This is a genomic window from Lutispora sp. QWL-02, from assembly GCF_058315355.1.
In genome coordinates this window covers 3,005,252-3,020,809 of the sequence record NZ_CM177762.1, presented here as the reverse complement: position 1 = coordinate 3,020,809, position 15,558 = coordinate 3,005,252, and the positions used below count along the sequence as shown (strand labels likewise).

At 38.0% G+C, this 15,558-nt stretch carries 13 protein-coding genes and 1 pseudogene; 11 read left to right on the top strand and 3 right to left on the bottom strand.

Annotated features, from left to right (window positions below; genetic code table 11):
* Positions 1–4 precede the first annotated feature (4 nt).
* From cobU to AC4HCY_RS14330, 6 genes and pseudogenes are all read left to right on the top strand, one after another.
* A complete protein-coding gene (gene cobU / locus AC4HCY_RS14355) occupies positions 5–565 on the top strand; it encodes a bifunctional adenosylcobinamide kinase/adenosylcobinamide-phosphate guanylyltransferase (RefSeq protein ID WP_323430835.1) in 561 nt (186 codons plus the stop codon).
* 22 nt (positions 566–587) lie between these two features.
* Positions 588–1,325 carry an adenosylcobinamide-GDP ribazoletransferase gene (gene cobS, locus AC4HCY_RS14350; RefSeq protein WP_323430836.1) on the top strand — a complete coding sequence of 246 codons (738 nt, stop codon included), beginning with the start codon at positions 588–590 and terminating at the stop codon, positions 1,323–1,325.
* Positions 1,319–1,915 (top strand): alpha-ribazole phosphatase, encoded by a 597-nt coding sequence (cobC, locus tag AC4HCY_RS14345; RefSeq protein ID WP_323430837.1) that lies wholly within the window; start codon positions 1,319–1,321, stop codon positions 1,913–1,915. Before cobS ends, cobC begins: the two co-directional genes overlap by 7 nt.
* Before the next feature lie 10 nt (positions 1,916–1,925).
* Positions 1,926–2,663: pseudogene (locus AC4HCY_RS14340) on the top strand (cobyric acid synthase); the annotation flags it as partial.
* A gap of 103 nt (positions 2,664–2,766) precedes the next feature.
* On the top strand, positions 2,767–3,726 hold the full coding sequence (gene cbiB, locus AC4HCY_RS14335) for an adenosylcobinamide-phosphate synthase CbiB (protein WP_491094450.1): 960 nt from the start codon (positions 2,767–2,769) through the stop codon (positions 3,724–3,726).
* A 189-nt stretch (positions 3,727–3,915) separates the two neighbouring features.
* The gene (locus AC4HCY_RS14330) at positions 3,916–4,980 is read left to right on the top strand and encodes a pyridoxal phosphate-dependent aminotransferase (RefSeq protein WP_491094449.1); all 1,065 of its coding nucleotides are present in this window, start codon (positions 3,916–3,918) and stop codon (positions 4,978–4,980) included.
* 74 nt (positions 4,981–5,054) lie between these two features.
* On the opposite strand, the gene AC4HCY_RS14325 is transcribed toward AC4HCY_RS14330, so the two are convergent.
* Positions 5,055–6,218, bottom strand: a complete 1,164-nt coding sequence (locus AC4HCY_RS14325; RefSeq protein WP_491094448.1) for an MFS transporter — start codon at positions 6,216–6,218, stop codon at positions 5,055–5,057.
* A gap of 208 nt (positions 6,219–6,426) precedes the next feature.
* On the opposite strand from AC4HCY_RS14325, the gene pckA reads away from it, so the two are divergent.
* Positions 6,427–8,004 carry a phosphoenolpyruvate carboxykinase (ATP) gene (gene pckA / locus AC4HCY_RS14320; protein ID WP_323430877.1) on the top strand — a complete coding sequence of 526 codons (1,578 nt, stop codon included), beginning with the start codon at positions 6,427–6,429 and terminating at the stop codon, positions 8,002–8,004.
* 81 nt (positions 8,005–8,085) lie between these two features.
* Here the strand turns inward: pckA and AC4HCY_RS14315 are convergent, their stop codons facing one another.
* Complete coding sequence (locus tag AC4HCY_RS14315) at positions 8,086–9,195, bottom strand: M20/M25/M40 family metallo-hydrolase (protein ID WP_491094447.1); 1,110 nt, start codon at positions 9,193–9,195, stop codon at positions 8,086–8,088.
* A gap of 202 nt (positions 9,196–9,397) precedes the next feature.
* Between AC4HCY_RS14315 and AC4HCY_RS14310 the strand changes: the two genes are divergently transcribed.
* The 4 genes from AC4HCY_RS14310 to AC4HCY_RS14295 all read left to right on the top strand — a co-directional run bounded on the left by AC4HCY_RS14310 (position 9,398) and on the right by AC4HCY_RS14295 (position 13,971).
* Positions 9,398–10,684 carry a glycoside hydrolase family 18 protein gene (locus AC4HCY_RS14310; protein ID WP_323430842.1) on the top strand — a complete coding sequence of 429 codons (1,287 nt, stop codon included), beginning with the start codon at positions 9,398–9,400 and terminating at the stop codon, positions 10,682–10,684.
* Between the two features lie 281 nt (positions 10,685–10,965).
* On the top strand, positions 10,966–11,682 hold the full coding sequence (locus tag AC4HCY_RS14305) for a pseudouridine synthase (protein ID WP_323430878.1): 717 nt from the start codon (positions 10,966–10,968) through the stop codon (positions 11,680–11,682).
* A gap of 76 nt (positions 11,683–11,758) precedes the next feature.
* On the top strand, positions 11,759–12,784 hold the full coding sequence (locus AC4HCY_RS14300) for an ArsR/SmtB family transcription factor (RefSeq protein WP_323430843.1): 1,026 nt from the start codon (positions 11,759–11,761) through the stop codon (positions 12,782–12,784).
* A 5-nt stretch (positions 12,785–12,789) separates the two neighbouring features.
* Positions 12,790–13,971 carry an O-antigen ligase family protein gene (locus tag AC4HCY_RS14295; RefSeq protein ID WP_323430844.1) on the top strand — a complete coding sequence of 394 codons (1,182 nt, stop codon included), beginning with the start codon at positions 12,790–12,792 and terminating at the stop codon, positions 13,969–13,971.
* Here the strand turns inward: AC4HCY_RS14295 and spoVB are convergent.
* Positions 13,929–15,482, bottom strand: a complete 1,554-nt coding sequence (spoVB, locus tag AC4HCY_RS14290; RefSeq protein ID WP_491094446.1) for a stage V sporulation protein B — start codon at positions 15,480–15,482, stop codon at positions 13,929–13,931. The genes AC4HCY_RS14295 and spoVB overlap by 43 nt on opposite strands.
* Positions 15,483–15,558: the final 76 nt, after the last annotated feature.

Sequence of the window (15,558 nt, the reverse complement as noted above, 5' to 3'; positions counted from 1 at the left end):
ATTTATGGGCAAATGTATTTTGGTTACAGGCGGAGCAAGAAGCGGGAAGAGCAGTTTTTCAGAGAATATGGCAAAAAGCTATGGAGAAAAGGTGATATACATAGCCACTGCCGTAGCCTTTGACAGTGAAATGGAAGACAGGATAAAAAAGCATAAGGAATCCAGATCTAAGGAATGGCGTACCATAGAAGCCTTTAAAGATATTGATGGGATAATACATAAACATGGGGAAGAATATGATTGTTTCTTGCTGGATTGCATCACGGTCATGGTAACCAATCAGATGCTGGAATATTTTAATTATGATATGGAATATGTAAAGATAGAAGATTATAACAGGGCCGAAGAGAGTATAAAAGTTCAGATCGGCAATATGCTGGAGGCCATATCAAAGTCGCCTGCAGATACAATACTTGTCTCAAATGAGGTGGGCTGGGGAATTGTACCGGAAAATCCTGTAGCCAGAGCATTTAGGGATATTTCAGGAAGAATAAATCAGATTATTGGTCAAAAGGCTGATGAGGTATATCTGACAGTATCGGGCATACCCATTAGGATAAAGTGATGCCATGAGAAGTTTAGTTTTAATGATTCAATTTTTTACACGGATACCGATAAAGATTAACATTAATGCAAAGGATGAGGATTTTTCAAATGGTATAGTTTATATGCCTTTTGTAGGGCTTATTGTAGGCTTATTCAATTATGGAATTTATACTTTGGCGAACTCCTTCAGCAATGAAGTATTGGGGATTATATTCTGGTTGATTTCAAATATTTTCATAACCGGAGCTATTCATATAGACGGTCTTGCCGATTCCTGCGACGGTTTGTTTTCTGCGAGGAGCAAGGAAAGAATATTGGAAATAATGAAAGACAGCAGAGTCGGCACCAATGGAGTGATCGGAATAATACTGGATTTTCTATTGAGGTTCGGCATGCTCTACACGCTTTCCCATGGTGCGAAAGCATCCGCTGTTATACTGGCGCCTGTTGCAGCAAAAACCTTTGTTCTTCTATTGTTTGGCATATCAAAATACGCAAGGCCTGATGGTGGCATGGGAGGGCTTTTTTATTCTCATATGTCTTTAAAGCGGCTTATTGCAGGCATACTTTCGGGGACTTTAATAATTTTATTTATTGGTTCATGGAAAATGCTTGCTGTATTAATACCGAGCCTTATCCTTGTTTTGGCCTTCAAAAAAATTGTAGATGATAAGATAGGCGGAATGACCGGAGATACATTGGGTGCAGCAAGCGAGGTGTCTGAAATAAGCTTTATGGCTTCTTTATATTTATTGGAAAGGTTAATATATTCATGGTAACTTTATATTTGATAAGGCATGGTCAAACAGAGCTAAATAAGGCAGGGGTATTCTTAGGCAGCCGGGATGAGGCTTTGAACAGCCTGGGGATGGAGCAGTCAAAAGCCTTAAGAGAGATTATGAAGACCAAGGAGCTGGATTGCATTATCACAAGCCCTTTAAAAAGATGCTATGATACTGCAGCCGTTATTGCTTCCGGAAGAAGCTTGAGCATCAATATTGCAGAGAGATTCAAAGAGATGGATTTTGGCTTATGGGAAGGGATGCATCATAGAGATATAAGCCTGCAATATCCCGAAGAATGGTCTATAGGCGTGAACAGCTGGAAGGATATGCATCCTGCAAAAGGAGAAAGCTTTAGAGATTTTTATGCAAGAGTTTCTGAAGCTGCCCAAGAGCTTTTAGAAATGCAAAAAGGGAAAAAAGTTGCCTTGATAAGTCATGACGGCCCCATGAAGGTCATAGCATCCTTTTTGCTCAATTTAGGTATGGATGGATTTTGGAATTTTCATTTTGAACACGGTAAGTACAGCCAGCTCGAAATAGAAGAAGGCCATTGTACGATAAGAAAAATTAATTCTGTTGAATAGGGAGGATACGATGGAAAATAAATCTATTATGATACAGGGCACCGGCTCATCAGTGGGCAAGAGCATCATATGTGCCGCATTATGCAGGATATTTACACAGGATGGCTATAATGTAAATCCTTTTAAATCTCAAAACATGTCTTCAAACTTTTATATCACCAAGGACGGTCTGGAAATGGCCGTTGCTCAGGCTATGCAAGCGGAAGCATGCAAAAAAGAGCCTTCTGTGGATATGAACCCAATCTTACTTAAGCCTCTAACAGATAGGGGGTCTCAGGTCGTAATATCGGGCAAAGCATTTAGAAGAATGAACGCAGAAGAATATTTCTCTTTTAAGCCCCAATTAAAGGGTAGGGTTGCAGATATTTATGAAGATTTGTCCAAACGCAGCGATATCGTAGTTATTGAGGGAGCCGGAAGTCCGGCGGAAATCAACTTGAAGCGGGAGGATTTTGTAAATATGGGCATGGCTAAGATCGCCAAGGCTCCAGTTGTGCTGGTGGGAGATATAGACAGGGGCGGAGTTTTCGCGTCACTGGCAGGTACGATGCTGCTCCTTGATGAAGATGAGAAGAGAAGGGTCAAAGGAGTTATAATAAATAAATTCAGAGGAAGCTATGAACTGCTGAAGCCAGGTCTGAGAATGCTTGAAGATATAATAAACGTACCGGTTCTCGGTGTTGTTCCCTATTTTGTACATAGCTTTCCTGAAGAAGACAGTTTATGTGACAATTTAAGAGATAAGGGCGATGACAGTACGGATAAAAAAGATCAATTTGATATACTGGCTGATATTGTGAGGGAGAACTTAGATATGGCAAAGGTATATAAAATACTGGAGGAAGGAACTAATGATCAGTATATGGATTGCTAATTTAGCCGACTTAGCTTTTGGAGACCCATACGGCTTTCCTCACCCTGTAAGACTGATAGGCTTATATATATCGGCTTTTGAGAAAATAGCAAGGAGGATCTGCAAAGATGATAAGTCATTAAAGCTTGCAGGGATCTTGCTGACTATATCTACAGTATTTTTCAGCTATATGACTGTCTGGATATTGCTAAGAGCAGCTAATTATATAGGAGAAGGTTTAGAGCTTTTTATAAATACTTTTATATTGTATACATGTCTGGCAGGAAGATGCCTGGCAAAAGAAGCCTCAAAGATAATAACCAGCCTCAAAGGCAATGATATATATGGAAGCAGGAGGCTTCTTTCATACATCGTTGGCAGAGATACGGCTCATATGGATGAAAATGATATTTCCAGGGCTGTAATAGAGACCGTATCAGAAAATACAAGTGATGGAATAATTGCACCGCTTTTTTATATGTTTTTAGGTGGTGCACCTCTTTCAATGGCTTATAAAGCGATAAATACAATGGACTCCATGGTAGGCTATAAGAATGAAAAATATGAATTCTTTGGCTGGGCATCCGCAAGGCTGGATGATATAGCGAATTTTATACCTTCTAGGCTCACTTCCATATTCATGATATGTGGGGCCTTTGTATTGGGACTGGATTGTAAAAACTCGTACAGAATAGTGCTCAGAGACGGCAGCAATCATTTAAGTCCCAATAGCGGATATCCGGAAGCTGCGGCTGCAGGTGCACTTGGAATAAGGCTGGGGGGCCCTAATTTATACTTTGGGAAAATTGTAGCTAAACCAAGCATTGGAGACAAGCTTAAGGATATCGATCGTGAGGATATAGAAAAGATGATCTTCTTGATGTATGCTGCCTGGATAATTTCACTGATCATTTTTTCAATTTTGAATAGTTATTTTACTGGAATAATTTTAAATTAGCCTTGCTCCTGCGGAGCGATTCACCTTAGTGGTCCTGACTGATAAAAGAGTGCGTTGTGAAGGGACTTCAAGTTTGTTGGTTTTGAAGCAACCCTATACAAGCTTACAAACTCTTAGCCTCGGAACTCTGCAATCGTTATCAGTTAGCACAACAGAGATTTACAAACTGCTAATAAAGGGGATTTTACGATGAATTTTCATGGAGGGAATATATATAACTATAAAAGCATCCTATATGACTTTAGTGCTAATATCAATCCTCTCGGGGTGCCTAAAAGCTTTAAGGAAGCCCTGATGGATAACATACATAGTTTTACCCGCTATCCTGATATTCGCTACACTGATTTAAAGGATAATATAAGGCGCTATACAGATGTGCCTAAGAGTGTAAACATTCTTGTAGGAAATGGCGCGGCAGAGATCATATATTCTATTTTGGGAGCCCTTGATGTGCGCAAGCTATTTACAATAGGTCCGACCTTTTCTGAATATAAGAAGGCTGCATTGAATAATAGAATAGAGTATTATGAGATCTTTGCATATGATGAAGATTTTTCAAAAATAGATATTGACTCTTTTATAGATAGTGTTGAAAAAAACACGGCAGCCCTCTTGTGCAATCCCAATAATCCTACCGGTTTTTTAATTGACAGGCTTAAGCTGGAGCAAATTGCTTCAAAGCTTGAAGAAAAGCAATGTATTCTAATTATTGATGAAGCATTTATCGAGTTCACGGATGATTATCCCAATAGCTCTTTTGTTCCAAAGCTTTTGGACTTCTCCAACACTATTGTTATAAGAGCTGCGACAAAGTTTTTTGGCATGCCTGGAATTAGATTGGGCTACGCACTGACCTGCAATGATGGAGCTTATAAGAGAATCAATGATTCACAGCATCCGTGGAATGTAAATACCGGAGCTGTAATAGCTGCGAGTTGTATATTTAGTGATAAAGAATATATTATAAATTCTCATGCATGGATAAAATCCGAGAGAGACTTTCTTTACAAGGGCTTATCTGCTTTTGAAGGTATAGAAACATATCCCTCAAAAGCAAATTTCCATTTGTTAAGAATATCTGATGAGGAGCTTGATGCATATAAGTTGAGTGAAGCGCTGGCATGCCATGGTATACTTATCAGGACGCCAGACGGCTTTTCTTTTCTCACCAACAAGTATTTCAGATTGGCTGTTTTGGATAGATCGGCAAATACTGCCTTGCTTTCGACATTGAGGGGAATTTTACCAAGATAGATAGGGAACTGGGAACATAGTATGCCGGGGGCGGCGTACCCTACTTTTTATTCCTAATTCTTTACTCTTAACTACTAATCCATTCTCTTCAGTGGCTTACGCTTCCTTAAGGTTAATGCCACTGCCAGAGAAATCAAGGATACAGCGGAGATCACTCTATAAAGGGAGAATATGCTGAAGGAATCTATTATGATACCTCCTGCCAGATTGCCTATTAGAGCTCCTAAGCCGAATATCAATGCGGACATCAAGGATATACTGAAGGACCTCGCTCCTACAGGGACCAGACCGCATAAATAGTCTAAGCCTCCTGCCATGAATAATGGAAAAGTAAGTCCCTGCAAGAACTGAATCATTATTATTATGCCGGTATTTTTCCAAAGAGTGCATAAGAAAAAACGAATTGAGAATAATGCCAGAGACAGTAAATATGTATTCAATGAGCCGATTCGGGCAATCAATTTATTTATTACAAAAAAAATAGGAACTTCCGTTATTGCTACTATAAACCAGAGCAGCCCCAGATTCTGTGTGCTTCCTCCTGTTTCTTGAAGAAGCACTCCTATGTAGCTGTTATTGGCTCCGTAAGAAATACTTCCGATTGTAACGGAAAGAAGGAATATCATAAAACCGGTGTTTTTCAGCACTTCTAAAGGTTTTATTTTGCTTTTTTCCTGTCGGGTATTTTCTTCGTGGAAATTCAATTTCGATAGGAAAAGCAATATAAACAGGCTGAATAATGAATATAAATAAAATATTATATCAATGGAGGTTCTGGCAATAACCATGCCTAAAAAGAATGAAGAGAATGCATAGCCTGCAGAGCCCATCAATCTTATTTTCCCATATTTTATATTGCTGTAGTTATGGGCTATCTTATAGCACAAAGAGTCCATCAATGGAAGCAAGCCACTTTGAAAAATAACGAAAAGCACAATGGACAACATGATTCCATAGAATTCATGCGCCAGAGTAAATAAAATTACAGCCAAAGCGCTTATGATCGCTGATATGTAAGCAGCCTTTTTTATGCTTATGTATTTATCCGTTAAATAACCCCATAAGGGTTGAAATAAAATATTTATCGCTGAGTTGAGGGCAAGTACAATGCCTATTTGTATATAGGAAAGACGGCGGTCTTGCAAATAAAGCAGTAAAAATGGGGTATAGCAGGCGAATACCCAATATACCGAAAAAAATAAGAATGACAAATTTCTATTAAGCTTTTTTTCTTCCATAGCATATCACCTCTTGAACGAGACTTCATTCAGTGGCCAAGTCCAGAAATAATTATAACAGATGGCAGTGAAATATAAAATAGGGAGATTATATAATAACTGCGTAAAAAGTATAGCACAAATATTATATTATGATATAATATATAAGGTAAAAACATAAATTTTAGCTTTTTAGGGGGTAAAAATCTTGAACAGGCTATGTGCTTCTATGGATGCAGAGGAAATCCAGTGCAGCAAAATACATTATAACCTGCCGATCAAACAGCTCATCGGCATTGCAGTTGAAAAAGAAGACGGTTATATAGCAAAAAACGGTGCTTTATGCATTAATACAGGCAAATATACAGGGAGGTCACCTAATGATAGATTTATTGTCGACAGCCCATCTGTACACCATCACATAAACTGGAATAAGGCTAATATGCCCATGACTATGGATAATTTCGACAGACTTTGCTCTAAGGTTTTAGATTATATTAAGGAAAAAGAAATATATGTTTTTGATGGGTTTGCTGGAGCAGACAAGGATTACCGTATGCCGGTAAGAGTGATAAATGAATTTGCATATCAGAATCTTTTCTCCCAGCAAATGTTGATAAAGGCTAAGGAAGGGGAACTCAATGATTTTAAACCGGAATTTACCATCATTGTGGCTCCTGACTTTAAAGCCGATCCAAAGGTAGACGGAACAAATTCCGAGGTATTTATTGTACTTAATTTTGATAAAAAGATGGTATTAATTGGCGGAACAAAGTATTGCGGTGAAATAAAGAAATCCGTATTTACAGTGATGAACTACCTGCTGCCCTTTAAGGGTGTTTTGCCCATGCACTGCTCCGCCAATGTTGGACAGGATGGTAAAGTGACATTGTTTTTCGGTTTATCCGGAACAGGAAAAACCACATTATCTGCAGACCATGATAGAAGACTTATAGGCGATGATGAGCATGGATGGACAGATAAAGGCGTATTTAATTTTGAAGGCGGATGCTATGCTAAATGTATAAACCTTTCCCAGGAGAACGAGCCCCAAATATGGAATGCTATCAGGGAAGGTGCTTTACTGGAAAATGTTGTAATAGATAATGCTACCGGAGAGCCTGACTATGATGATGACAGGCATACGGAGAATACCAGAGCTGCATTCCCTGTTGAGCACATTGATAATTCAATACTTGAAGGTATTGGCGGTATACCTAAAACCATAATATTTCTTACTGCAGATGCAACAGGGGTTTTGCCCCCGATATCCAAACTTACCAAGGAGCAGGCCATGTATCATTTCATGTCCGGTTATACCAGCAAGCTGGCAGGTACAGAAAGAGGCATAGTGGATCCAAAAGCTACTTTTTCCACATGCTTTGGTTCACCTTTTATGCTTCTCAGACCTCAAGTTTATGCGAAGCTGTTGGGTGAGAAGATTGACAAATATGATGTAAAAGTATTCTTGGTCAATACCGGTTGGGCAAGCGGTTCATACGGAATAGGAAGCAGAATGAAGCTTAGATATACAAGAGCTATGGTAAGAGCCGCAATGAACGGGCAATTGGATGGGGTAAACTATGCTGTTGATCCTATTTTTGGCCTTGCCATACCAAGAGAATGCCCTAATGTTCCAAATATTGTTTTAAATCCCCCTAATACATGGTATAGCATTGACGAATATTATAGAAAGGCTAATAATCTGGCTGAGAGTTTTAACAGCAACTTCAAGCAATTTAAAGATGTACCTGAAGACATTTTGAATGCAGAGCCGGAAAAAATGCCTGAAGATTATATAGTTTAAGTTCAATAAGATGAGCAATTTGGCTTAATTTAATGGAGCAGCGGATAACTATTTAGCCGCTGCTCATATAATTGTCTTTTCTTATTTCATTTCCTGGATCAAGGCTTCAACCAGAAGAGCTGCTTTTTCTAAGTTGTCAATAGTTATAAATTCCTCAGTACTATGTGAGTTGCTCATTCCGACACCTAGAGTCACAGCTTTAATTCCTGCTTTGTTTAAAATGTTGGTATCGCTGCCGCCGCCTGTAGATTTTGGAGTGTAGATTATATTTGATCTCCTCATTGCAGCCTCGGCAATCTTCAATATAGGGTCGCTGCTGTCGATAGAAAACCCGGTATAACAATCCTGAGTGTCAATCGTCAACTTTGCATTAGCATCGTTGCAGGCATCTTCAAGACATTTAATCATATGGATCACCTGATCATCCAGTTTTTTAGGATCCAGGCTTCTGGCTTCTGCCTCCAAGTTTAAAAGATCACATACTATGTTGGTCGAATGACCTCCGCGTATTATGCCGATATTAGCAGTTGTTTCTTTGTCTATGCGGCCGAGCTTCATACTGCTTATAGCTCTGGATGCTGTTACAATCGCATCTACTCCTTTTTCCGGACTTAGCCCTGCGTGGGCAGCTTTACCGTCTATTCTGGCGTTTATTAATTTTTGTGCAGGGCCTTGAACAATGACTGTACCTACGTCGCCGCTGCTGTCAAAAACGAATGCGGTTTTTGATTTTAAAATAGAGTGATCTAGATATTTAGCACCCAGAAGGCCGATTTCTTCACATATTGTAAATACTATTTCAATGTCGCCATGAGATATATCTTTTTCAATCACAGATTTTACTCCCTCAAGAATGCTCGCAATGCCGGCTTTGTCATCTGCTGCTAAAATGGTAGTTCCGTCGCTTGTGATGACATCACCGATTATTTGGGGTTTTATATTAAGCCCCGGGTTTACCGTATCCAGATGGGCTGCAAGCATCATAGCAGGTACATTTTTGTTTCCGGATATTTTAGCTATGAGATTACCGGTATTTGAACCCGCTTTTATATGCGCATCATCAATTATAGTTTCAAAGCCCATTTCTTCCAGCATCGCTTTCAATCTGAGAGCCAAAGCTTTCTCATCTTTACTCACACTGTTGACCTTTACAATATCAAAGAAAGTTGAAATCAAACGTTCTCTATTCAAATCCGTACCTCCTAATTATTATAATTGTCCATATTATAGCATATCAATGGTTCCTTCGGCTTATATGAAATTTTCATATATATATTGAGCTAGACTTCATTCAATGCTAAAGTCAAGCTTTTTAACAGTTTTTGTTCCTATGAATATTATGATAATAAGGTTTAAAAAGAATTCAAAAAGTATTTTAGTTAGGGGTGTTTAGATGACTATTTATGTAGTAAAAAAGGGAGATAGCCTATGGTCCATATCCAGGCAATTTGGCGTCCCTGTAAACACAATTATTGACGCCAACGGTATTGGTGACTTGCCTTTTTTGGTTGTTGGTCAGGCTTTGGTAATACCAGGTGAGTCAACGGTGTATACAATAAAGCCGGGAGACTCTCTATGGAGCGTAGCAAACCAATTCGGTACCACAGCTGCCAGACTTGCAGAATACAATAGAATTTCAAATCCTGCTTTGATTTACCCTGGTTTACAGATTAGAATACCAAGTGAAGATAAAAGGTACGGAAATATAGAAATAAATGCATATGCAGAGCAGGAAGCAGGAGCGAAAGCAGCTCAGGATGTTGCAGAAGTAGCCCCATATCTGACTTATGCAAGTCCTTTCAGCTATCAGGTTAACCCTGATGGGACGCTAAACAACATAAATGACGAAGCTATAATACAGGTAGCAAGAAACAATAGAGTAGCGCCTTTGATGATTGTTACGAATTTTAGAAACGGAAATTTTGATACACAGTTAGCCCATGAAATATTGACAAATGAGAATATACAACAAACTCTAATTGACAATATAATTGCAACTATGAAAAACAAGGGCTATTATGGACTTAATATTGACTTCGAGAGGATAGATCCGAGTGATAGACAGCTTTATAACAATTTTTTAAGGAAAATAACGCCCCAACTTCATAGCAACAATTTTGTTATATCAACTGCATTAGCTCCGAAAACTACTGATGTAACAACGGGAGCTTGGCATGGCGCTCATGATTACAGAGCTCACGGTGAGATAGTTGATTTTGTTATTATCATGACCTATGAATGGGGATGGTCCGGAGGGCCCCCTATGGCAGTTGCACCAATTAATGAGGTAAAGAAAGTTCTGGATTATGCTGTTTCTGTCATACCAAGCAATAAAATAATGATGGGAGCACCTCTATATGGTTATGATTGGTCTCTTCCATATACTCCAGGCGGTCAATGGGCTAAGAGGATAAGTCCTGATGAAGCTGTCAGATTGGCAGGAAGTGTTGGTGCCGAGATCCAATATGATGAAACAGCTCAATCCCCTCATTTTAACTATATTGATAGCAGCGGAGTCAGTCATGAAGTTTGGTTTGAGGATGCAAGGAGCATGGAAGCAAAGAACAAATTGGCTGCAAGCATGGGCTTAAAGGGCATTAGCTACTGGGTATTAGGTGAGCCCTTTGTGCAAAACTGGACATTGCTTGATAGTATGTTCAATATTGTGAAAAAGTTATAGATATAATAAAAAGCATGCATATGTTAAACTTTATAATTAGCTGCGAATGAGGGAAGAGGCGTTAATGTATCTCTGCAGGAATTCTATTGGGAACCTCAATTTAAGTTAACCTATTATTCTGATTTAGTGAAAATCTTCTTGATGGAAAGGCTTACTATTTTTGGTTCCAGACTTATTTCTGCAGAGATATATTTCTGCTCATCATAGAAGGGAATTGATAAAACCTTGTTGAATATACTAAATGTATTAAGTCGCTTTGGAGGATAAAGATGGGTGATGATATGCAGAGGCTGGATAAGGTGCTGGCAAATATGGGATTTGGCAGCAGAAAAGAAGTAAAAAAGCTGATAAAATGCGGAGCAGTAGAAATTGATGATGCTGTTGTGACAGGCGCAGAGATTAAGGTAGATCCTGAAAAGCAAGCAATAAAGGTAAATGGATCTGTAATAAGCTATCGAAAATACGTATATCTAATGATGAATAAGCCCAAGGGCGTCATAACGGCAACTGAAGATACAAGATCGACTACAGTATTGGATTTGATAGATGAAGAGCATCTGAATTTCTCCCCAAGCCCCGTAGGACGGCTGGACAAGGATACAGAAGGCTTGCTCATACTTACAAATGACGGTGGGATGAATCACGGCTTAACTTCCCCCAGAAAGAATATTGACAAGGTATACCTTGCAGAGGTTGCCGGCAGGGTCAGCATGAAAGACGTTGAATTGTTTAGAAAAGGCATAACCTTAAAGGATGGGTACAAAGCTTTGCCTGCTGATTTGGAAATATTGGAGGAGGCTGCAATTTCAAGGGTCAATATTACAGTAAGGGAAGGCAAATATCATCAGGTAAAAAGGATGTTTGAAGCTGTTGATAAAAAGGTAGTCTATCTTAAAAGGCTGAGCATGGGCAATTTGAATTTGGATGAAGCTTTGATGCCGGGCGAGTATAGGGAGTTGACAGATCAAGAAGTAGAAAGATTAAGGTCTCTCATATAGAATATATGGTATTGTATAGAAAATGATTTGTTGATATTATTATATTAGATTTCTATCTAATTTAGGGGGAATTTTTATGCCTATGGAGATTTATGGTGATTTAAGGGCTCCTGAGATAAAGGTCTTTTATTCACCTGTCATAGAATTGGTTTGCGCAGTGCATTTACTTACAGATCCTGCTCATCATCAATATGAGATAAAGTGGGCGGAAGAAATGATATCAATGCTCGGAACAAAAGAACTTGAGGCCTTGGAGAATATAAGGCATTACCCTAATGGAGGCATAGAGTTTCTCAATTATGTGCTTGAAAGCAAAGAGTTGCTGAGTATAGAAAATTTTATTTACTATATTGATAACTCCGATAAAGCGGATTTTTTCTATTATTTGTTAAATGAAAGCATAGACAAGGAAAGAATAAATAAAGCCTTTAACAATAAAAATGAAAGATATAAGATTCAGGAAAAAATTAAATGGATTGTAGAAGAAGATATGCTGATGAATTTCTTCGATAATCCTGAAGAAATAAAGAACAAAGCAGTAGCAATCTTAAAAGCTGTTTATCAAAAGGGATTTCTTGACAGGCTGGATCAAGGAGCGGACAGGCTTGGGGAAGGGGTTTCCTATGTCAATGATTTTATTGGCAAGGATGCTATCGAAGTGGTATTGGAGAAGATCACAGGAAAGCCTAAACGGGTTTTCAGCGGCTATAGGGAATATTACATTATACCATCTTATTTTGTATCGCCCAGGCTTATTAGGATATATTCTGACGATAAGCTTTATGTGGTTTTTGATTGCAGGGTTACACGGGACAAGAAGGAAGCACTGCTGGATGAACTTTCCAGCCTTCTTAAAGTGATAGATGATAAATCCAGGATGGAGATATTAAGGATTTTGGTGAACGGTAAAAGCTATGGTAAAGCTTTGTCGGATATAATAGGGATTTCAACTCCCACTATATCCCATCATCTTGAAGTACTAAAGCAGGCAGGTCTTGTAAAAGAAGAAAAGCTGCGCAATATTAAATATTTCTATGCAGATAAGGATCGGTTAAAAAAAATAATTGATGATATAAATAAATACTTTTTTAATGCAGAGTAATCTATATGGGAAAAACTTTAACATCATTTATATTATTTGCCTTAGCAGCGGGCATTATAGTACCGCCTTTAGGTTATCTTGCAGTATTGGGCTTGCTGATAGCATTCATTGCTTCGGATAGAATCAAAGAATTGTCGAATCCGATTATACAAAACAAGCCTTTCTTTTTGTTAATAGCATCTATATCCCTATCTGCTTTGTTTTCAAAAATTTTTGTATCAAGCGCTGTTTTTTTAGTATTTGTAATTCTGCAGTCTCTTTACTATTCTATGGTACAGTATTATCTAAAGAGTAAAGGCATCAGAAGCTTGTTTAATGTGTTGAATTATATGGCAATAATTACTTCTTTATTCGGCTTGTTCCAGTTTTTAACCGGAAGTTTAGAGATCAATGAGCATTGGACGGGGTATAGTGAATCTTTATCATCATTGACCAGGATTTATTCAACTTTGTATAATCCTAATATTTTTGCGGCTTATTTAGTCATAAATATTTGTTTTATACTGTCCTGGATTATTTATATGGATGATAAGCACTCGAAGTATATTTCTTTGATCCTATGCTCTTTTTGCCTTATACTTACATATTCCAGAGGAGCGTTTATATCCTTAATCGTTGCACTGGTGATAATGTATGCTTTGAAAAAAGACAGCAGATTTATATTATACAGCGCTTCGATGATCATACTTTTTCTGCTGTTCAATAACGGAGCAGGCTATGAAAGAATAAATATTGCAAGAATAAACAATGACAGCAGCAGTGTCTACAGAATTGAGATATGGCGTACCAGTCTTCTTATTTTCATGAAGAATCCTCTTGTCGGCAATGGTATTGGAACGTTATGGTATTCGCTGAGTCAGGCATCCTCAAAGCTTTGGGGTGTTGTTTATCACGCTCATAATATTTTTTTGCATTTTGCGGCAGAAACAGGGATTATCGGATTGGTATCATTTGTTAATATACTTTTTAGCCTGATCCCAGGATCAGTGAAAATCGTTAAAAATACTTTTGATAGCTTGGAAAGGTTTGCAGCTTTAGGTGCGATTGGAAGCAGCATAGCCATTATGATACATGGTTTGATTGACGCCGTTATAGTAGTTCCTACTTTAACGTTGATAATGATGAACTATTATAGTTTAGCGTGTTATGCATCAGGCTTTTTTAAACCTATTACACTTAAAAGCTGATTTGGCTTTATTGTTCCTGTAGCAAGCAGCATAATAGCGTATATAACCGAACCCAATATATAAGAAAGTATCATATTGTATCTGAAATTTGTGTATGAAGTAAGATGAGAATTTGCCAGTGAAATAAATGCTAACATAGGAATGGAGCATAATACTGGTTTTAAAATGCATCTTTTGATATTGACTCTAATTGGAGTGTTTTTATTTATTATCCATAGACATCTCAGTATTACAGATGCCGAACTTATCCCGAAACCAATAGTATAGCCGTAAATATTTAACTTAGGCATTGGTATGAGAAAAATAATACTGGCAACCATTATCATTATATTAAGAATAGTGGATTCTAAAACCTTTCTTTGAAAACCTAAACCGTTCATAATCGCCATTAAGACGAAAAGCCAATATTCCAAAACACATGGAACTGAAGACCAAAAAAGCAGCTTGCCTGCTTGGGGGCAGTTGAACAATACACTGCAAAGCTCTTTTGGAAACAACATAAAGGCAATTGTTGCAGCGAGGCCGATTATGGAAGCTATAGTAAGAGAATCATTATATTTTTTATTCAGTACGGCCCAATTTTTATATGTAAAAGAGAATGCAACTGATGGTATAAGAGTTATTGATAAGGATCCGATTATTATCATGGGGAAATATATTAGAGGTAAAACCATACCGGCCAACTGGCCATATAATGAAAGTGATAATTGTCTGGTAAAGCCTGCCTTTATCAATTGATCCGGTATCAATGCCGCATCCAGCATATCTAAAATTGTATTTACTGCACCGCTCATAGATAAGGGTATAACGATCTTTAGTATATTGCTTATGATAAACATGGCAGAGTCTGTTCTCATAGCTGTTGCAATTATGATTTTTTTCCTTCTATAGGTTATGTAAAGCAGGAACAAGCTGAGCAGTTCTCCTGTCACCATGGCCGTCATAGCTCCTGCACATACAGATTCTATACCATAATCTATAAGATAATTTGTAGTTATTATCAGCACGACAAGCCGGATCAGTTTTTCCGCAATATCAATAAGTGCGGGAATCTTTACTTGTTCGGTGCCGTAAAAATAGCCTTTCAGTACAGCTGCTAAAGCAATAAAGATTATAGCAGGAGAGAATATAATCACTGAATAAAAAGTTCGTTCGTCATTTAAAATACTGTTTGCCAAGAAATCCGCATTAAATGCAATAAGACAGCTGAAAGTTATACTCCATAATCCTGATATCAGAGCAGCTATCTTTATAGTCTTATAAATATTGGAATAATTGTGCTTGGCCTTATTCTCCGCAACCAGCTTAGATATTGAAGTAGAAAGACCGCCAGACACCAACTGGATGAAAAGCATGTAAAGAGGCATGATCAGCTGATAGATTCCCATACCCTCAGCACCTATGGATTTTGATAAGAATATTCTATATATGAAGGATAGTATTCCTGTGATAAGATTTACTAATGTTAGTATGAAGGCACCCTGAAGATAAGTCATATTATCCAATGCCATAAAATTTTCCACCCCTTTCATATATATAATATTTATGGTTCAACAAAAATATTAATGAAATGGGTAAAGAAAAAGC